Raw genomic sequence first — 23,377 nt, forward strand, 5'->3', positions numbered from 1 at the left:
GTGGTCAATAGGTTCAACCTCCTGAGGGCGGCCGTAGGCAGAAGGGACATCATCAGGATGCGGGAGTTGAGCACCCCAGAGTGGCTGATTAACGTGACGGCTTTGGCGATGGTGGTGCCGGGCATCATCCTGGCCTACGCCTCGAGGAGGCTTAGGAACCTGAAGGAGCGGGAGATTTCTTCGGTGGGGGCGGTCTTGGAAGTGAGCCACCTGACGAAGTTCTTCGCCGTCAGAAGGACATTTTCGCAGTCCATGAAGAGGAGCTCAACTGGCTTGGTGCACGCAGTCGACGACGTCAGCTTCACGATAAAGAAGGGCCAGATCTTCGGCCTCGCAGGAGAGAGCGGCTCTGGTAAGACGACGGTTCTGAGGACGGCGTTGATGCTGACGGAGCCCACCTCAGGCTCGATAGTCTTCGACGGTCGGGAAATCTCGAAGATGACGAGGGGGGAACTAAAGAAGTTCAGGCCCAAGCTCCAGGTGGTCTTCCAGGACCCGTACGAATCCGTAAACCCGAGGATGTCTGTGTTTGACATAATCTCGGAAGGACTCTTCGTCAACAACATGGTCTCCTCCAAGGAAGAAGCTATTGAGAAGGTAGTGTCTGCGCTCCGCGATGTTCAGATCACGCCTCCAGAAGAGTACCTCTTCAGATACCCGCACGAACTCTCCGGGGGCCAGAGGCAGAGGGTGGCCATCGCGAGAGCCCTGGTGCTCGAGCCTGACCTGATTCTGGCGGACGAGCCGGTCTCGATGCTTGATGTCTCGATCAGGGCCGAAGTGATCAACGTACTTCTCGCCATCCGCGAGAAGAGGGGCATCTCGGTGCTCATGGTCACACACGACCTGGCCCTCTCTAAGGACATGGTGGACGAGTTGGCGATCATGTACGTGGGCAAGATAGTCGAGAAGGGGCCAGCCCAGGAGGTGGTGTCGATGCCGTACCACCCGTACACGTACGCGCTGACCGCTGCTGTCCCGGTCCCCGACCCCGAGGCGCCCAAGATCCGGGTTCTGGCGAAGGGGGAGATTCCCACGAACATTTCGCCCCCGAGCGGCTGCAGGTTCCACCCGAGGTGTCCATTCGCTCAACAGGTCTGCGCGGACCTCGAGCCTCCGCTCCAGGAGGTGGCGCCGGGGAGGTTGGTCGCGTGCCATTTCTGGAAGGAAGCTCACGAGGCTTTCGCGAAGGGCCTGGACGGGCCGGCGGGTAGCGTTGTCGAGAACTAGGGTCGCCCTGGCTGCTTTCCTCGTCCTTCTTCTCCTGCCCACTTCAGCGACGGGGAGGACGATGGGCATCCATCCTGGGGACTCCGCCGTCTTCTCCTACCAGCTGGACACGATAACCGAGGAGCCGGTGGGTAACACGGTCGTGAACCACACTGACACCGTCATCAACCAGTTCGTCGTCAGTATACTGTCGATCAACACGACCAAGTCGATCGGTGAAGTTGGCTATAGGGAGAGCGTGAACGTCTTCAACTCGACGACCGCGGAGACTCCCTCGATCGCGCAGAACCTGACCGCGATCTTCGACCCTAGGGACAACAGGACATATCTCGGGAAGATCGGCTTCTATCCTTTCACATACATCGACCTTCCCGCGGGGAGCGTCTATAACTTGAAAGTCTACGTCACGATTGCCGGAATCCCAGGGTCTCCGGGGTCGCACACGAGCGTGCAGCTCGTCAACGCGACGGTGACCAGGAGCCTTGGGACCATTGACGTGAGGTTCACCGTGATTTGGGACCCAAAGGGCAGGCCGTGGTCCGCTGACATGCAGTTCAGCCCGGTTACAGGGCTGCTGGAGAACGGGACCCTGTCCGCCTACTTCTTCCAGACTACGAGGGTCTTCACGTACCACCTGGTCTCGTACCAGAAGTACGCTCCTATCGACTACACGCTCGTCGGTTACGTCGGAATCGCAGCCTTGGGAGGAGTCCTGGTCTACGCTGTCCTCACCAGGAAGAGCTCAAGCGAGAAGAAGGTCGAGAGGGTCAGGCGGAAGTTCGGGAGGAGGACGAGACACAGCCTGGGTCCTTTGACTTGATAGGGGGAGCCGACAGGAAGAGGGTAAGGCCCTCACTCAAGAACTTCGCATATTCAGGTGGGGTCCTTCTGGCGGCGGTGTACGTCTCTGGATTCCTCCCTTTCGACTCCGTCCTGGAGCCGTTGGGAGCGATGTTGGCGACCGGGTCCGCGGTAGGACTCTTCAGATACTTGCGCCTTAGGTCGAGGATTCCGAAGCCGTACGGAGAAGGGAAGATTACGGAAATCGATGCCGCGCGGGCCGCCAGGTCGGGCCTGTTAATGGTGGCCGCTGGAGGCGCCGTTATGGTCGCGCTGGTCGGAGGCTCGTACTTCATCCCGGGGGCGATACTGTTCACCATCATCTTCGGCCTGATAGGAGGACTTCCACTGCAAGAGCTCATCTTCTTCCTTACAGTCGTCGCTCTTGAGAGGAGGTCGGTGGCAAAGCTCTACGCCGTGACCCAGGAGACAGAGGTCGCAGGAAGGCCCCTGCTACGAAAGACCGTGGAAGTCGACTAGAGCCAAGTCCTGAACCTAGAGCTCGCCCAGATTCATCCAGGCAACCTCTTGTGACTTTGACCGAAAGCCCATGCCCTTCCATGGCTGTGGGAGTTCCCTGCGGATCTCTATGACCAGGGCTCTTGCAGATGTCCTGACGGTCCTCATGTCTTCGCCGGAACCGACCAGGGGCTTCACCTCCAAGGCAGACTCAATCCTGAAGGAGCTCCTTAGGGGGAAGCCGAACTGTGATCTGTTGAGGTTCTCGATGGTCACCAGGAATTTGACAGGGAAGGAGGTCTCGAACTCGGTTATCCGCTGGCCCCTGTTGGTGTAGTACTTGAAGCCCAGTCTCCCAAGAGAGGTCTCGACGGCCTTCGAGACTTCGGAATCGGCTAGCCGAGTTAAAGCTCGCACAGGTCCCGTCCCACTTTGACGTATAACAGGGTTCGGCAACCGCGTCCGTAGGAACCTGAGACGAGTCTGGGTTTGCTTGCCTAAAACGGGGATAGCAATTGAGTCCGCGTGGACCCAATTGCTCGAATGTGTTTAGTGGACGTTGAATCCAGATGCTTGGTACCAGGTCCGCTTAAGGCCCTGGAAGGTGTACGTGGTCGAAACCACGATCTTGTAGTTGCCCGGTGCGAGCAACGCAGTTGGGATGGAGGCTGAGTATATTCCAGTTCCAGTGTTCTTGGCTAGGTTGTACTTCTTGACCAATGCTCCGGCTGCGGTGTAGACGCCGACTGCCTTGCCCAACGAAGCCCACGACTGTCCAGGGTTAGTTCCCTTGACTTGGCAGGTTCCGGTAGCGCCCGAAGCTACTCCACAGTATGCAGAGGCTGTCGGGTTGAAGATGGGCATGTACAGCGCGGTGCTGAACAGGAAGGGAGTTCCGACTGCTACAGAGTTCGCCGAGACGTTAGAGTCCCAGGCGGTCCTGAAGTAGTACGGGTTCCTGTCGATCTCGCCAGTGCCGGTGGGTGTATCCCAGCTCTTCAACCAGAACGGCCCTGAGCCGACTTCTAAGTTGTTGAGGAAGAATATCCACTTTGGTGCCTTCGGCGCATTCTGTGTCGAGTAGGCGTTTACGAAGAAGAATGACTTCGTGGTGTCTACTGTCGACAGAAGGGTCGAGACGTGGTCGGTGTTGAAGTACTTCCACATGTGCTGTGGGAAGACTGGTACTAGGACGTTGGGAAGGTTCCAGAACGAGGAGCTGTTGAGGTAGATGTCGATCGAGTACTTGCTAGTAACTACCGACGCGATGAGTCCTGCAGAACCGCCCGCAATGCCGCTGAACGGAGAGGCACTGTCTGGGTAGTTGGGGCTCGCCGCTACGTTGGTGAAGTCCAACGAGAACTGGTAGTCAGTAGCAGTGAACGGGATCTGGTCGTAGAAGGTGATGTTGTTCGCGAAGTTGAGAGTGATCTTCTGACCGCTCACAATGTTCTGGGCTGTGTGCTGCCCAGCTCCCTTTAGTTGCTGGTAGTTGAACTCCGCCTTTCCACCTGGCGTCATTCCTGAGAAGCCAACGATGGAGTGGCTGGTGGTCATGTAGTCCATGAATGCGTTGACAACGTTTGTCTGGGATGGAGGAGTGGCCAAGGCCGTGTCGTAAATCGAGCCGTAGACATCTGCCTGCCAGACCCAATTGGTGTTGTACAGCGGGAACAAGCCATCTTGGTCCGATACCTGCTGCAGCGCTAGCTTGAAGGTCCCGCCTACGACTCCCGCGTTGGCCGTGAATGGATACGAAGTATCCAAGTCACAGGTCGAGGAGCCGCACTTGTGGACGTTGAGCAGCGTGTAGAACAGGCCAGTAAGGTCGTTCGGACTCTGGGTGGCTAGGTTCGCGTAACCAGTCCAACCGTTGGAGTTGTCCGCGAAGAGCTCGTTCTCGAAGTATCCCATTACAGTTGGGAGCTGCTGCGAGTATCCGATTGCGAAGTTCTTCGCCCATCTGTTAGCAGTGGCCGCGTCGGGTGCCAGCAAGACTTTGTTGGTCGCGACGTTGATGTTGACATGTGTGGCGTTGGTAACTGTTGACGATTGGTCATCGTAGTTCATCGTGTTGGTCGGTATTCCTGAGAACTGGGAGTTGTACTCCTGAAGGTTCCCGTTGAATGCCGGACCTGAGATGAACCCGAAGGTCAGCATGTCGCAGTGGTCTGCGGTGATTGCTGTGCCGTTAGTTACCTGTGGGTTGTTACCACCAGTGCCCGAGTTGTAAGACCCAGGCGTGGTGACCTCAGCAGCGTTCGGGAGGAAGCAGTTTGCTTGTGCTCCGCCGCCGCCGACGAGGTGGTTGTTGAAGCTTAGCCCAATCTGGGATGCCTCGAATGAAGTCCTAGCGCCCCATGGATTTCTGTGGTGAGTCGTTCTCCTCCACAAATCCGGCGAGAATGGGAGTGTGTGGCCTGCATCTTTGAACCAGAGAGTCGAACTGTTGGCAGTCGACGCTGTGCAGCCGTCGCAGAAGAGTCCTGCTTGCAGGAGCTCAGATGCTGCGGCCGTCAGGTTCAGTGAGTAGGAGCGCACGCTCGAATTGCTGCCGTCCATAGGTTGGCATGCGGCGCCGTATGCAGCGCATGGCAGGACGTCAGGCGAAGCGGTTCCCTCAACACCGTTGAGGATTGTTGCTTGGATGTAGCTGTAGTCCTGCAGGTCCTGAATCGCCCTTCTATAGTGGACGTTGGAACCTGGGAACTTCAGCGTGTTGAACGCGATGCCGAACCACGAATAGCTCACAGTCGAGTTTTCGATGACATCAGGGTTGCTACCCAGAGAGGTGTATGCGCCGGTGCTAAACGTCCATTCAGGAGCCTGTATGGTCCCTGCTGCGACTGCCCCCTGCATACCGCCTTCGGTGGTGTAGACGCTGATGATGACTTTGTCGACTAGAGGTCCGTGTGTTTGTGTCTGTGCTCCGTTGAAGTAGACACCTTCGGTCGCTGTTGCCATTGGAACTGAGGAAAGGATGAATGATATTGCGATTGCAAATACTAGGTATTTGCTGTTCATATTTTCGAACAGAACTTCGGCCCGTGACCTTATTATGCATTGTTACCAGAACGATTTCGCATGAACCCTCCGCGGCATCATCTAGGCGAAGTTTATAACAGAAATTCACCCCAAAAAAGAATAAGTAGCCTGCGGTGCCATCAGCGGGTTGCTTGAAGACTATTCAAGTATCTAGAAAACAACTGTACATCAGCACACTACTCATTGGGGCAGTGCTCGTATTCTCACCTGCGGCCCGCGCCGCGGGGTCCACCTTCTCGTACCAGAGCGTCGGGGGCAACGACAACATCTCGATCGCGGCGAATGAGGACGGTTCAGCATTCACCGTAGACGGCAGCCTAGGCAATTGGTCCAGCAGCTACGCGGTCGCAGGCACCGGTGACGGTGACACGACCGATATCTTTGGGATCAACGGCACGGGGCTTGGCCACGCATTCCCAGGCGCTAACACACCAACCAACAGCGTCGACACTGAGGGCAACGGGGCCACCATCAACGTCCACAACGGTGGACTGGGTGACGACCTCCAGTGGACGATAACCGCCGGCATCGGATCGACTATCCAAGTCGGCGATGACAACCTCCTAAACTCGGCCGGGTTCGCAAATGCCACCTACTCCATCACTGCGGGTTCGGGATCTGGGGTCACCTTCAATGCGGCACCTTGGTTCTCCAACCTCACCAATCCACTCTTCACAGACCGCATCTACAACGGAACGTGGGCGGGCAACAACGGCGTCTTCGGTGGGAGCCCAGCGGCGGCTTTCAACTTCGAGTCGATGACCTATACGGTGACGATCACCGTTGGTTCTGGCTCGACAGTGACCATCGTAGCAAGCAACGCGACTAGCACATATACAGTTACAATGTAGCGTTGTCCACCGGGACAACGCCGTCCTCCTTTTTCTGGAAGAGCTATTAGGAAAGCATAGTCGAGTGGCTTGTTGAGAGTTCACAATTCGTCTAGTCCTCTTAGGCCCAGATTCCTCTGTTTGGTTGCTCTCATCTTTGCGGCAGAGTTAGCTTCAACACTCCCAGTGTCGTCTTCTGCGGCTCAGCTCAACTTTACCATCGTTACATCTGCAGGGGGAAACATCAGTAGACTAAATTGGAGGGCGCCCTTTCCCGTGGAAGTTACGTTCTCAGCAGTTACCCCATTGACGGGGGCTCTATCTTATCACTGGGAATTTGGGGACGGGGTTGAAAGCACAGCAGCCGCCCCCGTTCACACCTTCGAAGGTGAAGGGATCTACAACATTTCAGTAGTAGTGAGCAACACGGCCGGGTCGAAGACTTCCGCGAACAGGCTCTTCATTCCCTTTGCACCCGGATCTGGACCGGCAGTCATCGTGTCGCCTCCCACGGGCACTGCGGGAATAACCAAGGTCCTGCTTGCGGGAGGGTTCTATCACGCTAATCAGTCCGTACAGGTAAGGCTGGACGACACTCCCGTGGCAACCGTAGTCTCTGACAAGACCGGAAGCTGGCTGCTCAACATCACTAGGCTCCTGTCTCCGAGAGTAAACAATTCAGTTTACTCCATCACGACCGTCCCGTCCGCATTCAGTCGGACCTTCACGACGCTTCCAGGAGTCGCCGCGACGCCGAAGTCTGGCAACCCCGGGAGCTCAGTCTCGGTCATGGGATACTCCTATCCGCCCGACGCCACAGTGCTGGTCTTCCTCGCGGGGGTCAGCGTTGGACAGGCGCAGTCAGACGCAACGGGCAGCTTCACGTCCAATTTCGAGTTGCCAGGCACTTCGCCTTTCTCGCAGGCAGGCAGCTACTCCTTTAGCACGTTTCCCGACATACAAGGCGAAGGAGCGAACTTCAGAGTTCTGACGACGTCGGGGGTCGGGTTCCTGCCAGTGGACAACACCTACGTCCTGCTGACGTTGGCGGTTCTAATCCTCTTTGGGGGTCTGATTGCGGTCCGGAGGCGGCGGAAGCCGAGGATCGTTTCATCTCGTCTCAAGTAGGCTTAAGCGCGAGAATTCCTATATACCTTCTACCATCCCCTTTTGAGGAAATGCGGCTGGCCTCGGACAAGGCTAGAGATAGGCGTCACGCCAAGATAGCGGCCATAGGGCTAATCGCGGTGATTGAAATCGGGGCAGCCCTGTACTTCTTCGGGCTCCAGACCCCAAAGGTGGTCTTCGTCCCGCCGACGGAGACAACAACCAAGAGCACCGCCACGACATCAACGACCGTCGCACCCCCACCAATAGCGATTAGGACTGCGGGCATCTACAACGACAGTCTTCGACTTACTGTAAAGAATAACGGCCCGCTTCCGACGCAGAACTTGTCAGTCACGAAGATATGCACGCCAGGGTTCCAGACCTGCTACGACTACGGCAAGTTCGCGGGGAAGCCCTACAGCAAGATCTTCGTCCTTCCATCAGGGAAAGAATACGTCGACAACCTGACCAGGATCTGCGTGATGCCGATAATTCACTGCTCGAGGTATTTTCCGGTCGTGAACGCCACGTACTACTTCAACGTCAAGTTCTCCTTCGACGGGGGGTCATCGGTCACTCTCCCGGTCACGGCCAAGACTAACAACACCTACGCCCCCAGGACTTCAGTCTTTGAAATCACCCCACAACTCACTTCGTTTTCGGGCAATCTGAGCGGGCGCATGATGGTAACCATCACAGTCAACGACACCCTCGACGGGGCGAACTACACGGCCTCTCTCGACGTCTACGCGGCCAAGACCGGATACACGATGAGCGTGCTGTCGAATAGGACGGGTTGCGGGCTGGCATGGGGGACTGACTGCGCCGATGGAGTCACCATCGTGTCTAGCTTCTCCACCGTGGACACGGGCATTGGAACCGGAGGCAACTTCTATGCACTTGTGATCAACGACGAGTCCTACAGATATACGAACTTCGCCATCTGGGCAATCCCACAGAGGGGTTAGCCTCAGAGAGGTCCAGTTACGCGGCCTGCCCTATGTCGCCGTGAGGTTGCGAGGGTCCTCTTGTGGTGGCTTCCTTAGCCTACGATGGCGGAGCCGATACGCGATTGCCGCAAGGAGTAGGAAGAAGAGGATCAGCGCGAGGGCGAGAAGCATCCCGGGAGTGGGGAACTGGGCAGGGGCCTCCTCCACGGCTGAGGCGGTAGTCGAAGTGGTGATGACTTGGGTGTTGGAGATAGTGGTCGCGCGGCTCGTGGTCGATGTCGATGTCCTGGCGGGGAGGTCCCTGATTACTGAAATCGTATCGTTGTCAATGTTCGCGACATAGGCGAAGCCAGTGTAGTGGTCGACAGTCACTTCCGCTGGTGATCCTCCGACGGTGAGGTTAGCAATCGACCCCCAAGACTTCTCCTTGAAGACAGACACTGAGCCGTTGTCACTGTTCGCAACGTAGACGAGTCCGTCGACGCGGTCCACATCGACCGATGAGGGAGAGTAGCCCGTTGTTAGGTTCGCTATCGACTGGTAAGACGTCCCGCCGAAGACCGAAAGGGTATCGTCAGCCCCGTTGACCACGTACACGTTGCCGTTGGCAGGGTTCACAACCACCGAGTTCGGACCCCGGCCGAGGCTTACGTTGGCGGCCGACGTGTAGGTGGTCCCGCGAATCACTGAGAGCATTCTGTCCCTGGGGCTGACCACGTAGAGTGCCCCGGTGACTGAGTTCACGGCGATTGCATCGGGGGACCTTCCCACCGGAATGGTGAATAGCTCGGTGTAATTAGTCCCCGAGATTACCGAGACGTCGTTATCATCCCTGTTGACCACGTACACCCTCCTCGAACCCGGGTCGACGGCTACGGCCACTGGATTCGTGCCCACGGTCAGGTTGCCCACGACCTTGTTGTTGCTACCCCTGATCACTGAGACGAAGCTGTCGTTTTCGCTCACTACGTAGACCATGTGGATTGAAGGGTTGACCGCGATGGCGACCGGGTTGGCCCCGACTTGCACGGTCGCGATGACCTTGTCGGTCGCGGCCGAGATCACCGTGACAGTACCGTCCGCAGAGTTGGCGACGTAGATGACACTGGATATAGGGTCGACTGCGATGCTTACCGGTCTGTGCCCCACGTGGACTGTGGCGACTAGCGTTGGAAGGGCGTGGGCCTCAAAGCTCGAAGTCAAGTAGACCCCCATGATTAGGGCCAGTGTCAAGAGCGCCGCCAACCTTGTCGTGCGTGTGATTCCTTTTGGTCGGGTGTGTCCGAGTTCCAACCGATTGCGCACCGACCGAGTAATCTAGGAGGGCCTGCCCGGGTTCAATCGCCCGGCCTTCGCCTCATGTCGGTAGAGCGTGGGGCTGCCCATCCTAGAGTAGACGACAAGAACTGCGACATAGAATCCAAGGAAGATGGCGTAGCCTATCCAGTTGTGAAGGCCCCAGAGTGCCTCGGAGCCCCCGTCGTACCCGGCCCAGAGTAGGATCCCAATTCGGACACTGTTAAGGAAGACAAGGACGAGCACGCCGACGACTCCAGTCTTCAGGGTCGAGGCCTTGTCCTTTCGCAGGTCGAAGTGCATCAGCCCGAGGAGTCCCAAGAAGGTCGTGACTGAAAGTATGCTCGAGCACCCCGCGGTTATGGTCCCACTCACGACTTCGCCGGACCGGGATATGAGCTCAAACTGGGTGCCCTGCCAGGCGACGGGAATCCCCGAGAGATTCACGAGAAGGGCCGTGAGGGACGTTGAAAGTCCCGCCAATGGCTCACCAAAGGCGTATTGAATGCCAGACGGGGCCGTCACCCCTACCAAGTAGAGTGCTGCGTAGGGAAGGAGGAACTTCCTCGTTCTAGGGTTGATGACGAGGGACGCCCCATAGAAGGACATGATGAGGGTCGCGGCCGAGAGTTCAAGATACCTAGCCGTGAAAGGAGAGAAAGGTAGAGGAAGAAGAATCAGGGCCAGCCCGACGAGCCGGGTGCCTCTAGAACCCGAGAGTCCTTCCTCTCTCTGGAGGATCCCGTGGAATTCGTACCAACGGACGATGAAGAGTACGGCAAGCAGAGCTACGAACGGGATTGCTGGGAAGGAGCTCCCGAAGGTCTCGTCCAGCTTCCCGTCAAGGAGGCCGAAGAACGAGACCAACTGGCCCAAGTATAGCGTTGAAGAGATTGAAATGGCGAGGGCGAGCCAGAGGAAGAATCTGATGACGCCTCGGTCGGGGCGTCTCAAGGGCTACAGCCTTGGGATTGCCACGCGCCTAACTAGTACGTACGATGCGACTATGACCATAGTTGCAAGAATTATGAAGGTCAGGCCCATCGGGAACTCGGGAATGCCTCCAGGGGTTGTTCCTGTCCCGGTAGTCGAGGTCTGAGCCGTTGTGCTCGTGGAGGTCGTAGACGTCGACGTGGTGACGACGGCCCCTTCCTTTATCACTGAGACCGAGGCATCGTTCATGTTGGCCGCATAGGCCGCTCCGTTTGCCGATGTATCCACGCCTATGGCGTCGGGCTCGGCGCCAACTGTGACTGTTGCCAGCACGCTGTTGGTCGTCGCGTCCAGGATTGTCACGCTATCGGCGCCGTTGTTGACAAGGTAGACGCGCTTGGTCTGCGAATTGAATGCGACCCCGTTGGGAGTGTCGGCCACCGTGATGTTGGCTGTGATCTTGTTGCTCAACGTGTCGATTACGGCAAGGGTGGCAACGCCATCCACCGAGTAGAGTATGCCGCCGGCCGGGTTTATCGCAAGGGATGCTGGGGTCGGAGCTGAAATGTTGCCGACGAGGCTGTTGGTCGTCCCGTCGATCACGTCAATTCGGTCAGAACCCGCATCTGCGACATACACCATTCCGGTGGTGGGGTTGACCGCTATCGAGTCAGGGCTGTCACCAACGCTGACCGTGGCCACCGCGGTGTTGGTGCTGTCAACGACGGACACTGTGCCAATCAGATAGTTAGCCACGTAGACATTGCCTGTCGAGGGGTTCACGGCGACCGCGCTTGGCGAGGTCCCTACTGTTACGTTCGTGACGAAGGCGTTGGAGCTATCAAAGACCGCTATGCTGTTTCCGTCGGACTGGGCGACATACACCATCCCGTTCGATGGGTTCACTGCGACACCGGTCGCGCTTGAACCTACCGTAAGGTTTGCCTGCAGCGAGTTTGTGGCGGTGTCGAAGACGTAAAGCGTGTCGTCGGCCTGGTTCAGGACGTAGTACCTGCCGAGGGTCGGATTGACTGCGATTGAAACCGGGGTGATTCCAACGTTCACGGTAGTGGTGACCGAGAAGGTCACCGCGGCCTGGGCGGCTGGAACAAGAGCGAAACCAATCATGACGACGAGGATCGCCCCGAGTCCAAGCTGGACCGTCTTCGAGCCTTTGCTCCGTGCGGGGCTGCCCGTTCGCATTACCAAAACCCAACCGGAATTGAGTATAAAAGCGTTAGACGAATTGCCGGAAGTAGAATCGAAAGATCCTCGGATAGCCTATGAACACTAGGACACCGTCGTCGTTACCGTGTTGGAGTAGATTATGAATGGCACGTAGGCGCTGTCTATTACTTCGAGCTTGAACGCCCAGACGCCGGTTGTCAGGGTCCCGGTCCCCACGCTTGGAAGGCTTCCGGCAGTGCACGGGAAGAAGCTACCTAGTGCGACAAAGCCACCCCCACCTGGTCCATCTACGAGCCACTGACAAGTGTAGGTCGGAGTCCCGGCGGCGAACCCGACCGTGGTGTTGAGCGTCGTCGATGTGTTGTTGGCTATCGCCCCTGAGCCAATCGTTATGGTCGGGGCTGACATGGCGGTGTTGACCGTGACAGCGGCGCTGGCGCAGAACAGGGCCGCGGGGGAACCAGGGCTCGCGTCAGTCACTTTGACGGAGTAGGAAGTCGTCACCGGGGGCGACGGAGTGTATGTCGAGGCGGTGGCTCCGCCTACTGGAGTCGTGCAGGAGGACCCCGTGTACCACTGGTAGGAGTAGGCAGGTGTCCCTCCGGAGGGAATCGCGGTCATGAGAATCGACTGGCCGTTGTCGATGGTAGCCGAGGACGGGCTGATCGAGGCGGAGAGTGCCGTGTTGATGGTGAAGGTGGAGACGGCGGTGTACTTCGTGACTGGGATGAATGAGGTGTCCACGACCTTGGCGCAGTACTTCGTGGTGGAGCCAGGAGACGGGAAGGTGAAGGTGGCGCTGCCCGAGGTGAGGCCGGTCAGCGGGTTGGAGCCTGGGACCACAGCAACGACCGTGTTGTCGGAGGTGCACGTTGAGCTTGACCCGCTGTAGAGGGTTACCGTGTAGGAGGTCGTGCCTCCAGTCCAGGTCACGGTCGCGGTGATCGTATAGGTCTGCCCGGAGTTGATCGCGCCGCTTGAGAGGCCGAGGGTGGGGGTCGTCATCGCTGGATTGACGTTGAACTTCGCTGTCGCGGAAGTGGTTGTTACTGGGATGCTAGCGCTGTCGGCTACAGTCGCGCAGTAGAAGGTGGTCGATCCTGGGGAGGAAATCGGGAAGACGGTCGGGGAGCCGGCGAGGGACGAGTGGACCGCCACCACCGTGGTATCCGAGGAGCAGGTCGAGCTGGAACCGCTGTAGAGGGTGGCCGTGTAGGTGGATGTCCCTCCGGACCAGGTGACAGTGGCAGTGAAGTTCACGCTCTGCCCAAAGTCGATGTTACTCACCGAGAGGGAGGTGGTTGGGGTTGAGAGGGCTGGGCTTATCGTGAACTTGAACGCGCTCGAGACCGAAGAGGTGGGGACGGTGGCCGCGTCGGTCACCGTAGCGCAGTAATAGGTCGTCACGATCGGGGATGTGAAAGTGAAGGTCGTGATCTTTCCTACGATGTTCGTGCGGGTGGCGACTACAGTCGTATCTGAGGCGCAGGTGCTGCTGAACCCGCTCCTGAGGACTACTGAGTAGGGCGAAGCCCCTCCTGTCCAGGAAAGGGTGGCGGTGACCGTAGTGGACTGGCCCACGTCAAGGGCGCTGGGAAACAGAGAGAGTGCTGCCGAGAGGGCCGCGTGGACCGTCACGGTGTCGCTGGCGCAGACTCCCGCAACCGGGCTCCCCGTGCTGCTGTCCATGACCTTGACGTAGTAGGTCGTGTTGGACACTGGGGTCGTCCCTGGCGAGTAGGTCGAACCGGTCTGGCCCGAGATTGGAGCGGTGCAGGCAGCCGCCGAGTACCACTGGTATGAATACGGATTCGTCCCGCCGGAAGTCACGGCTGTAAGCGTGAAGGTCACCGACTGTCCGGAGTCGACCGCCGGGGCCACTGGTGTTATGACCACGGACAGGACGGGGTTCACGGTGAAGAGGGATACTACGGAAGTCGTTGATTCAGGTATCACCGCGCTGTCCTTCACCGAAGCGCAGTAGTCGGTAGTAGAGGCAGGGGCAGTGAAGGAGAAGACAGCGGGGCCCGCTGCCAGGGGTGCGGAGATCGACACGACGTTGGTGTCAGCCGCACAGCTCGCGCTGCTCCCGCTGTAGACAGTCACGACGTATGTGGATGTGCCCCCCGCCCAGTTTACGGTCGCGGTCACTGTGGCGGTCTGGCCGAAGTCAATCGCCGTCGGGGTCAGCATCAGGCTCGGAGTTCCGAGGGCTGAGTTGACACTGAACTTCGTCGACGCGGAGACGGCGGAGACAGGGGTCGCTGAGGTGTCCTTGACGGTGGCGCAGTAGTATGTCGACCCGGCAGGAGAGGGGAATGAGAGCATCGCGGTCGTCCCGACTACGCCTGTCTGTGGGTTGGGCGGAGGCGTGAGGACCACGACGGTCGTGTCGGAGGAGCAGGTGGCGCTGTTCCCGCTGGTAAGTGTCACCGAGTAAGTGGACGTCCCGCCCGTCCATGACACCGTGGCCGTGATGGTAGCGGTCTGGCCTATGTCCATCGCAGGAGAAGAGAGCGTAATGTTAGGCGCGGTGAGGACGGGGTTGACCTTGACGTGGACGCTGGCGCAGGCCGACGAGAGTGGCATGAACGGGCTGTTGTCGGTGACTTTGACCGAATAGTTCGCTGAGACGGTGAGGGTGCCGGTCGCGTAAGCCTTGGCGGTGGCTCCTGTGATTGCGGCGGCGCAGGTGTTGCCGGTGGACCACTGGTAGAAGTATCCCGGGGTGCCCTGGGCTGGGACCGCGGTCAGGGTTACCCCCTGCCCGGAATCTATGCCGGGGGTCGGCGGGGTGATTGTCGCCGTCAGGGCCTGGTTGATTGAGAAGGTGATGGGGCCTGCCGTGACCACCTCCGGCGAACTAGCGCTGTCCACCACCAAAGCACAGTAGACCGTCTTCGAAATGGGGGCGGCGAAGGTGAAGGTCGTCGTCCTCGAGACCACACCACTCCTTGGGTTGGTCCCTGAAGTGAGGTGGACCGCGGTGTTGTCCGAGTTGCAGTTGTTGGAAGTACCGCTGAGGAGAGTGATGGAGTACGGGGGCGTTCCACCGGGAACCGTGACTGTGGCGGTCACCGTTCCTGATTGCCCGACGTCCATTCCGGGAGGGCTAAGCGACAGGGTGGCGCTTAGAGCGGCGTGGACAGTGATCGTGTCCCCGAGGGTCGTGGACGTGCTCTGCGGCGCACTGGCACTGTCGGTGACTGTGGCGCAGTAGGTTGTTGTCGAATTGGGTCGGACCGTGAACCTCGAAGAGGTCGTCGTCAGGTTCACGATTGCCGCCCCGGCCGCCGTTGGGCTGGAGCAATCGCTCGACTGGCTCGTGGAGAGCTGGAGCGCGTAGGGTGATGTACCGGCGGGCGTCCAGGACACGGTGAGGTTGACGGCCTGTCCAGCGTCCGACACGCTGGCGTCCCCACTGATGTTGATGAAGCTCCCTCTGAAGAGTGAGTTCACTTTGACCTCATCGGAGGCGCACACGCTCGACGCCGGCGTCCCCTTCCCGCTGTCTGTGACTGACACGGAGTAGGTCGTTGTGGAGCTGATTGCGCCCGTCGAGAAGGTGGAGGTGGTCTTGCCCGACAGTGGGGTGCCACATCCCGTCCCGCTGGACCACTGGTAAGAGTACGGTGAGGTGCCGTGAGAGGGTGTGGCGGTGAGGCTGATCGACTGGCCGCTGTCCAAGACCGGAGAGGATGGGGTTATCGTGACGCCGAGGGGCTGGTTGACAGTGAACTTCGCCGCCGAGGAGGTGGCTGAAGAGGGCGTGGTCGCGCTGTCCTTCACAGCCGCACAGTAGAGGCTGGTCGAACCGGGAATCTGCAGGGGGAAGGTCGCACTGGTGCCAATTGCCGACTTCGAGCTGACAAGCGTGGTGTCGGAGGAGCAAGTTGAACTGAAGCCGCTGTAGAGTGTGACAGAGTAGGGCCCTAGTCCACCGCCCCAGGTTACATTTGCGACCAAGTTGGCGGACTGGCCCGAGTCGATGTCCGCCGGGATGATGCTCACGATTGGGGTGTCGAGGGAGGGTCCGACCGTTATCTTGGCAGCCTTCGAGATCGCGGAGGTGCCCTTCGTTGAGACGACGAGACCGCAGTAGTAGATTGTCTTTCCAGGTTGCTGACTGAACGTGTTCATGGGGGTAGAGAGCCCGCCCTTGGACTGCACAGGAGTCGAGTCTGACGAGCATGTGCTGTTGAGGCTGCTGTACAGGTTTACGCTGTAGGGGAAGGACGTCCCGTCGTGCCACGAGACCGTGATTTGCACGGTCTGTCCCGCGTCTATGGTGGCTGAAGCGGGAGAGATGGCTGCGGGAGTGGCCGAGACTGCCTGGAGAGCCAGATAGCCCACCCCTCCACCACCTATTACAATACCAAGGAGGAGAACTTTGACTAGGGTGCTTTCTCCCCTCAGCGGAAGCATGAAGGTCTCCAACCCCAACATTACGGGTTTAAATCTATAGGTCGCCTATGCGATTTCCCAAGCCGATGAGAGGGACTTCCAGGCATCTTAGCACCGGCCTTCGGGTCGTCGAGCTTCCTTACATGTGCACTGATAGGTTGGTGCTTGCGTTGCCACCCGTGATCCTGACGATTGAGCCCGAGCCCACGAAGATGAGAAAGGACTGCTGCGAGAACGTGTTCTTGGCTTTGAAGGACGATCCGACTGCGATAGAAACAATCGACCCCGAACCTCCGGCGATAGTGTAGGAGTTGCTCCCATTTCCTGCGTTCACGGTGAATGTTGCGCCTTTCCCGCCCGTAAGCTGGTACGTTGAGTTCGAGACTCCACCTTTGAAGACCGTGAAGACGTCCCCGGAGCCCGACCCGGTCGCGACGAAGATCTCGTTGTAGGAGTCGGCCTTCTGCGGGCCCGAGAGGGAGAACGTGTCCCCGTCGCCGCTTCCGGTCACCCTGTAGATGCTCGGCGAGGAGACGGTAGAGTTGGAAGAGGAGGCGTCTACTGCGAAGGTAGCCGAGTCGCTGTCGTTCGTGCAAGAGATCGTGTCGAAGGTGTTGCTGCTGGTGAAGCTGAAGGGGACGGCGCAGACCGCGACCGTCGGGTGCGGCAAGGAGGCTACCAGGAGAGCGGTGAGTAGGAGGACCGACATCCCAAGCGAACGTGATTGCAAATTGTCACTTCCAGACGAAGTTCCCGACGCTGAGTTTGTTGACTGCGTCCCCTCCGTAGCTCGCCCTGATCCTGACCATGCTGGGGAAGGTAGCGAGGACTGTGACCGAGCACGATCCCGAGGAAAGGGCGCAGGTGAGGGATGAGAAGTTGACCAAGCCCGAGCCTGAGGCCTTCGACCAGGTTATCGTGCCGGAGGGAGAGTGCCCGCCGGTGACAGTGGCCGTGCAAGTGATGTTGGCACCCAGGCTGAAAGGTATCGATGAGCAGGAGATGTGGGTCATCGTCCTGGCCGCAATGACCTTGACCATCTTGTCGCCTATGCTCGCGACGTTGTTCGAGTCGCCGCTATAGGTCGCCTCTACGACGACAGTCCCCTGGGTGGCCGGGTTCATCATCACCGCGCACTTCCCAGAGACCAACGCACAGGTTGAACTAAGATAGTTGACTGTGCCCGAACCGCCTTGAGTCCAGGTGACGTTCCCCGTCGGATGGTATCCTTTGACCGTCGCGGTGCACTTGAAGGGCGAGAGGGAACCTGCCGTCGAGGCCTTCGGAGCGCAGGAGACCTTGGTGGTGGTCTCCCGGAGGGCGACGGCGAAGCTGGTGTACCCGACATAGGGGCCGTTTGACGAGTCCCCACCGTAGGTTGCGGAGATCGTGACCGGCGAGGAGCCCGAGGTGGGCGTGTACTTGAAGAAGCAGGCTGAGAAAGAAAGATGGCACGTCGATCGAGAGAACTTTCCGGGCTCGTTGGTGCCCAGGGTGATCGTGCCCGTCGGCGCGTTGCCGCTCACCACCACCAGGCAGTTGGCTGTTACTCCGACCATGGTCTCGGTGAAGCAATCAACGAAGACGGTGGCGTCAATGAAAATCTGCGACAGGACGTTGGTTCCGTCGCTTACTGTGACGTTGTGTGGCCCTGAGAAGGTGTGGGGGACAATGAATTGGCACCCGTCGCTGACTATCCCAAATGTGTCTGTCGTGCACCCGGTGGGCATACCCGAGGTCGATCCGTCGTAGGTAATGGTGAGAGGCTGGGAGGCGGCAAGGCCGAAGCCCGATACCCCCACTGGGAAGCCTGCTACAGAAGCCTGTGCGCTCAGCGATAGCGTGGGGACGATCTCCGTTGGGGTCACGAATTCCACTCTGCCTCCGAATATTCCGAACCAGCCGTAGGAGGTTACAATGACGACGAGGGAGCCGTTCGAGGGGACCCCGAACCCGAAGACGACGGAGGTGCTCTCGTCGTGGTATCCATCGTTGCTCTTCTTCCATATGCTTGGAGAGAGCACAGGGGTGTTGTTGTTCTTGACTCCCACTCCTCCAACGATGCTGGAGCCGCAAGCTGCGGATACGCTGGCCGAGTTGCTCAGGTCGTGCCCGACAGAGCTGAACCTAGGCGGCGTAGGGTTTGTGGTGTCCACCGTGAAGGATGTCGAGGTGAAATCGCAATTCCCTTCCCCAGCCCCGAACGCGTAGTATGAGAATCCTGGGGGGGCGGCCAGGGAGCTGCCCCCGGTCGCGGAGGAGGCGGAGCCCGACCCCCAGGCGTAGGTCCCTCCGGGAGGGAACACGTATGCGGCCGAAGAAATGTCAGTGCCGAAGGCCGAGGAGCTTGCTTGGAGGAAGTACGTGCCCGCTGAGACTGACGGGCACACGAGGACGACGACGCTCTCGAATCCGTCAGGCCCGGTTGCCTTTATGGACTGGACGCACTGCGAGACTGTGACAGCGAGGAACGTGTTGCTTGCAACTCCGCTCCCAGAGTAGGACGCAGTGACCGTCCCGGCGCCAGCAGAGTCGCCGGTGATGTTGACGCTACAGGAGCCGGAGGAGAGCACGCAGAGGGAAGGGGAGATAGTTACAGCACCGGTACCGGAGTAAGACCAGGTGATGCTGCCCGTGGGGGAGCCGCCGCCCACGACCGCCGTGCAGTTCGAGGTCGATTCTAGAGAGAGAGAAGTGGACTTGCACGACGCAGAGGTTGAGGTAGCTCCTACGAGGTCCTGCAGAGTGACCCGGGCGATCTCTGTGGACCAACCCTGGTATGCGGCGTCGGTCCGATACTCTCCGGTGACCCAGAACGTGGAGGTCATGGAAGGGTCTGCGCTGGCGCCGAAGTAGTCTCCGAACCTGAACGAGAGGTCAGGCTGCGTGCCGGGGGCGATCAAGGTGGCGTTTCTGATTGTGTTCGGAGCGTCCGAAGAGAGCCTGTCAGCGATGGCCAACGAGGGGTACATCGACCCGGAGGAGGTCCCGTAGACGAGGACGAGGTCGTTGGACGAATCGAGACTGACGGCGGGGTAGAACAGATAGGCGCCACTCGTGCCGATGTCAAAGTCTTGGACCTTGGTGGGGGTCGAGACGCCCGAGGTCGCAAGCTCGACGAGCCGGACACACGAGCGTGTCGTAGAATCGCCGGCAGGGATGCACGCGTCGGTCAATGAGAACCAAAGCGCGCCCGCGTTCCAGACTGCGCTCAGAATTCGGTTGTCGTTCGTGACAAGTGGGAAGCCGGTCCCTTCCTGGGTTGCGTCAGGGGGCGGGCTCGCGGTAGCTATCGGGACTGAAGAGGAGTGAGGGGTGACAGGGCCGGGGGGAACCCCAGTCAGCGCGACTACCTTGACTGATGTGGCAGTCCCGAAACCGACCGAGGCCATGTAGAGGACCCCTGAGGCGTTCGAGAGCTGCCTTGCGGGCTGCAGTGAAGCCTTGGTGCTGTCAGGCGCAGACGTGGAGAAGTGTATCGTGGCCGCCGCCGAGACCAGCTCTGCTTTGCTGAAGACCCAGTATTGGTTGCCCAGGAACGTCCAGCAGCATGAAAAGTCATTGGCCGAGATGACGAACTTGTCTTCACTCACGCCGAGAAACGGTTGGTCGGGGATGGAGAAGCTGGCCGTTGCGAGGCCATAGACCACCCAAGAGCCTGTCGGGTCCGAGCTGTCGGAGACTGCGAATATCACCCTGTTTCCCAGGATGTCAAGCACCGATGCGAACCATCTTGAGCTCATGGAGTCGTAGAGCACCTGCGGGTCGCTCATCGAGTAGGTTGGGACCCCGAAGAATCCAGACAGGGCGAAGGGGATCCGGGCGACAGACCCGGACTTCGTGTAGATTACACCCGCAAGGTTGACCACTTGGAAGACGTGGGTCGGGCCGACGGCGACGTCAGGGTCGGGGGGTGAACACGTGCAGGGGTTGGTCCCGCTGCCCGGAACTCCCCCCATCGAAAGGTTCGAGACAATCGCTGGGCCTCCCGTAGTGGAGGGGACCACCACCGTCTTGGATGCCTCGCCAGGGGGGACGAACCCAATCTGAGAGGCCTCCTGCTTGAGGGCCTCGACAGCGGCCGCCCCGTCAGGTAGTTGTATCGTTCGCGGTTTTGACGCATTGAGAGTAGAGATCGGCGGGAGTTTGGCGACATCGACATGCTGAAGGACTTGGGCAACGCCCGGCGTCAAGGTTGAGGCGCTCTCAGGGGTTTTCGCCTGCGCGGGGATGACCAGAGCGGAATAGACCGATGAAGTTGAGAGCAGTAAGGCGAGAAGCACGACGGCAGCACTGTACCTTGACAAACTCTGGTGCGAGCGCATCGCAGGGTAAGACTATAAAATCTGTTTGCCCGTAAACTGTCAGGCGCGGCCACCTTTGGACCAAGACAGTTCTCTGGCGGGCCCGGTGGGATTCGAACCCATGGTCTCTGAGCTTTGACTTCAGCTCCGAAGGCTGACGCCTTAATCCGTGCTAGGCTACGGGCCCGAGGTGCCCGAAGTGCTTCTTCTCATAATGCTTTTCATGCTTGAACGATGCGCTCACAGTGGGTCCAGAGGGATGGTCAACCCATCATGGACGTAATACCCAGCGGATACGGCTGAGAGAGGAGCCCTACGTCTGTGATCATCCTCGTCACTAGCTCGGGCGGAGTGGAGTCGAAAGCCGGGTTGGCCACCCTGACTCCCTTCGGGGCGATCCTCCTCCCCCTGACCTTGACGACTTCGTTGGAGGAGCGCTCCTCAATCACCACTTGCGAATGGTCCCTCGACAGGTCGAAGGTGGACTTTGGCGCAGCAACGTAGAACGGGACTTTGTGTCTATGGGCCAGGACCGCCTCCTGATACGTGCCGATCTTGTTGAATACGTATCCGTCTTTGGTGATCCTGTCCGCCCCGACTACGACCTTGTCCACGCGGCCCTGGCTGAGCATGTAGCCGACAGCGGTGTCGGAGATGAGGGTGCAGTCTATCCCGTCGGAGGTGAGCTCGTAGGCGGTGAGCCTTGCACCCTGGAGGGCAGGCCTCGTCTCAGGCGCTATCACCTTGACCAGCTTCCCCTCCTCCACGGCAGCCCTCACGACCCCGAGGGCAGTCCCATAGCCCACAGTCGCCAGGGCGCCCGCGTTGCACTGGGTGAGGATGGTGTCTCCGTCCTCGATCAGAGCCGACCCGAACTTGCCCAGCTTCCTGTTCGCCATGACGTCCTCTTCCTCCATCTTCTTCACCTCCGTCACGGCAATCTCCTTCGCCTCTTCTGCGGTCTTCGAAGGCCGGATCGCCTCCAGGACCCTGTCTATTCCCCAGAAGAGGTTGACAGCAGTGGGACGGGTGGATCTTAGGAGAGCGCCTGCCGCCTCCGCTTCCTTGACGAGGCCGGCCACGTCGCGCCGCTTGGACCTGACGACCGCGAGTGCCACGCCCATGGCTGCCGCGACCCCGATCGCCGGAGCCCCGCGTACCACCATGGTCGAGATGCCCCTGGCGACCTGTTCAGGGGTCGTGTAAGTTACGTAGGAGAAGCGCAAGGGGAGGGCGGTCTGGTCGATCATCTTGACCTCTCCGTCCGACCAGGAGACGGTTCTCGCGGTGAAGAAGTCGGGCAAGAGGCCCGAGACCGGGGGCGGGCGCTAAATGGTTTCTCTTGGCGTTGAAGCTTCAAATAGACTGGAGGCTCGTTCGGCGAAAGACATGGAAGAAAGCGTCGCCGCGGAGCAGACTTCGCAGGCCTTCGAGGGAAGTTTGGTGGACGGGACTGTGGTGGTCACCGACAAGGGGAGGTTCGGGGAGCTGACCGAGTCGGGATACGGCACCGTCAAGGAGGACAGACTGCTGCTCAGGGATTACGAGGCGCTGTACCTTCTCTACTCGAAGAAGCTGGTCCTAAAGGATGGGGAGGGAAGGGAAGTAGGGTTTGAGGCGCTCTCGGAGTCGAGCCAGAGGGCAGCGAGGGACGCGTGGACGAAGTTCATGATCTACCGGGACCTTAGGAGCAGGGGATACGTGGTCAGGGAAGGGTTCGGGTTCGGGACGGACCTGAGGGTCTACGAGAGGGGCGACTATCCCAAGAAGCCTGCGAAGTACGTCGTCTTCGCCCTCGACGAAGGGATAGAGAAAGGGGTCCAGGACCTGCAGAAGTCGGTCAGAGAGATGGCCAAGATGGGAAAGGAGGCGATCATCGCGGTGATTGAGAGGAGAGGGGAGGTAATCTACTACAAGGTAAGCAAGGCGAGGTTCTAGGGGCGTGGACCTGAGGGCGGGGCTCCAGCTCGTCCGGCCGATCAACTGCGCGATGATCGGGTTTGCCGTGATCGTCGGCGCCTTCGTCTCGAAGCCTCCGTCCACATCGGGTCTGCAGCTTGCGCTCGGATTTGCGACTGGTTTTCTGATCTGCGCTTACTCGATGGCGGTCAACGACGTTTACGACGTCGAGGTCGACAGGGTCAACATGCCGGAGAGGCCGATCCCGAGCGGAAGGCTGACAGTCGGGTCAGCGACCAGGGTCTCGATCGTCGTCCTGATCGGCGGAGTGGCTGCGTCTGTCCTGAGCCTCAACCCGGCGGCCGTCGCGATCGCGTTGGTCTATGCGTTCCTCTCGTGGCTCTACAACGCAAGGGCGAAGAAGGCGGGGCTCGCCGGGAACCTGATCGTGGCGTCCTCCTTAGCGATACCGTTCCTGTACGGAGGGGTGGTCGCGGGGGGCAGCGTCCTGGGTTCGCTCCTCGTCTTGATGGCGCTGACCTCGTTCTTCGCCGGAGTTGGGCGGGAGGTCGTGAAGGCGATGGCGGACGTTGAGGGTGACTCGGAGAGGGGAGTCAGGTCGGTCGCGAGGACGAGGGGGCTCAAGGCCGCGTCACTGGTCGGGGCCGCCTTCTTCCTGGGTGCTGTGGTCACGAGCTGGGTCCCGCTGTTCACCGGGCTCGCGAACCTGTACTATACAGTAGGCGTGGTCGTTCCGGACGTGGTCTTCGTCTACCTGGCGGCCAGCGTGCTGAGGAGGGCTGACGCCTCGAACGCGTACAGGGTCAAGAAGATCGCCCTGGCTGGGATGACTGCTGGGCTCGTCGTCTTCATAGGGGGCGGCCTCTAG

General features: G+C 59.4%; 17 protein-coding genes and 1 tRNA gene. 8 read left to right on the forward strand and 10 right to left on the reverse strand.

The window, feature by feature from the left end; translation table 11 throughout:
- Window positions 1-108 precede the first annotated feature (108 nt).
- Genes HY247_04095 through HY247_04105 form a run of 3 tightly spaced genes read left to right on the forward strand, consistent with a single transcriptional unit; the run spans window position 109 to window position 2,550 of the window.
- The gene (locus HY247_04095; protein ID QQG49555.1) at window positions 109-1,230 is read left to right on the forward strand and encodes an ABC transporter ATP-binding protein; all 1,122 of its coding nucleotides are present in this window, start codon (window positions 109-111) and stop codon (window positions 1,228-1,230) included.
- Entirely contained in the window at window positions 1,217-2,050 is an 834-nt protein-coding gene (locus HY247_04100) for a hypothetical protein (protein ID QQG49488.1), read from the forward strand. Before HY247_04095 ends, HY247_04100 begins: the two co-directional genes overlap by 14 nt.
- The gene (locus tag HY247_04105; GenBank protein QQG49489.1) at window positions 2,047-2,550 is read left to right on the forward strand and encodes a hypothetical protein; all 504 of its coding nucleotides are present in this window, start codon (window positions 2,047-2,049) and stop codon (window positions 2,548-2,550) included. Before HY247_04100 ends, HY247_04105 begins: the two co-directional genes overlap by 4 nt.
- Before the next feature lie 15 nt (window positions 2,551-2,565).
- Here HY247_04105 and HY247_04110 read toward each other — a convergent pair whose 3' ends face one another.
- Entirely contained in the window at window positions 2,566-2,946 is a 381-nt protein-coding gene (locus HY247_04110) for a hypothetical protein (GenBank protein QQG49490.1), read from the reverse strand.
- Between the two features lie 132 nt (window positions 2,947-3,078).
- Window positions 3,079-5,493, reverse strand: coding sequence for a hypothetical protein (locus HY247_04115; GenBank protein QQG49491.1), 2,415 nt, complete (start codon window positions 5,491-5,493; stop codon window positions 3,079-3,081).
- Window positions 5,494-5,705: 212 nt separating this feature from the next.
- Between HY247_04115 and HY247_04120 the strand changes: the two genes are divergently transcribed.
- From HY247_04120 to HY247_04130, 3 genes are all read left to right on the forward strand, one after another.
- A complete protein-coding gene (locus HY247_04120; protein ID QQG49492.1) occupies window positions 5,706-6,425 on the forward strand; it encodes a hypothetical protein in 720 nt (239 codons plus the stop codon).
- A 285-nt stretch (window positions 6,426-6,710) separates the two neighbouring features.
- Window positions 6,711-7,532 (forward strand): PKD domain-containing protein, encoded by an 822-nt coding sequence (locus tag HY247_04125; protein ID QQG49493.1) that lies wholly within the window; start codon window positions 6,711-6,713, stop codon window positions 7,530-7,532.
- A gap of 50 nt (window positions 7,533-7,582) precedes the next feature.
- Window positions 7,583-8,482 carry a hypothetical protein gene (locus HY247_04130; GenBank protein ID QQG49494.1) on the forward strand — a complete coding sequence of 300 codons (900 nt, stop codon included), beginning with the start codon at window positions 7,583-7,585 and terminating at the stop codon, window positions 8,480-8,482.
- Window positions 8,483-8,512: 30 nt separating this feature from the next.
- Here HY247_04130 and HY247_04135 read toward each other — a convergent pair whose 3' ends face one another.
- From HY247_04135 to mtnA, 8 genes are all read right to left on the reverse strand, one after another.
- The gene (locus HY247_04135) at window positions 8,513-9,697 is read right to left on the reverse strand and encodes a YncE family protein (GenBank protein QQG49495.1); all 1,185 of its coding nucleotides are present in this window, start codon (window positions 9,695-9,697) and stop codon (window positions 8,513-8,515) included.
- An 84-nt stretch (window positions 9,698-9,781) separates the two neighbouring features.
- Window positions 9,782-10,714, reverse strand: coding sequence for an exosortase/archaeosortase family protein (locus HY247_04140; GenBank protein QQG49496.1), 933 nt, complete (start codon window positions 10,712-10,714; stop codon window positions 9,782-9,784).
- Window positions 10,715-10,717: 3 nt separating this feature from the next.
- Complete coding sequence (locus HY247_04145) at window positions 10,718-11,896, reverse strand: YncE family protein (protein QQG47972.1); 1,179 nt, start codon at window positions 11,894-11,896, stop codon at window positions 10,718-10,720.
- 87 nt (window positions 11,897-11,983) lie between these two features.
- Entirely contained in the window at window positions 11,984-16,234 is a 4,251-nt protein-coding gene (locus tag HY247_04150) for a hypothetical protein (protein ID QQG47973.1), read from the reverse strand.
- Window positions 16,235-16,424: 190 nt separating this feature from the next.
- Window positions 16,425-16,994 (reverse strand): hypothetical protein, encoded by a 570-nt coding sequence (locus HY247_04155; GenBank protein ID QQG47974.1) that lies wholly within the window; start codon window positions 16,992-16,994, stop codon window positions 16,425-16,427.
- Window positions 16,995-17,019: 25 nt separating this feature from the next.
- On the reverse strand, window positions 17,020-20,592 hold the full coding sequence (locus tag HY247_04160) for a hypothetical protein (protein QQG47975.1): 3,573 nt from the start codon (window positions 20,590-20,592) through the stop codon (window positions 17,020-17,022).
- A 92-nt stretch (window positions 20,593-20,684) separates the two neighbouring features.
- Window positions 20,685-20,776: transfer RNA gene (locus HY247_04165), tRNA-Arg, on the reverse strand.
- A gap of 76 nt (window positions 20,777-20,852) precedes the next feature.
- Entirely contained in the window at window positions 20,853-21,839 is a 987-nt protein-coding gene (gene mtnA / locus HY247_04170) for an S-methyl-5-thioribose-1-phosphate isomerase (protein ID QQG49556.1), read from the reverse strand.
- Between the two features lie 139 nt (window positions 21,840-21,978).
- Between mtnA and endA the strand changes: the two genes are divergently transcribed.
- Both endA and HY247_04180 read left to right on the forward strand, forming a co-directional pair.
- Window positions 21,979-22,527, forward strand: coding sequence for a tRNA-intron lyase (gene endA / locus HY247_04175; GenBank protein ID QQG47976.1), 549 nt, complete (start codon window positions 21,979-21,981; stop codon window positions 22,525-22,527).
- 4 nt (window positions 22,528-22,531) lie between these two features.
- Window positions 22,532-23,377 (forward strand): geranylgeranylglycerol-phosphate geranylgeranyltransferase, encoded by an 846-nt coding sequence (locus HY247_04180; GenBank protein QQG47977.1) that lies wholly within the window; start codon window positions 22,532-22,534, stop codon window positions 23,375-23,377.

Source organism: archaeon, assembly GCA_016432545.1.
Taxonomy (GTDB): Archaea; Thermoproteota; Nitrososphaeria; order Nitrososphaerales; family Gagatemarchaeaceae; genus UBA183.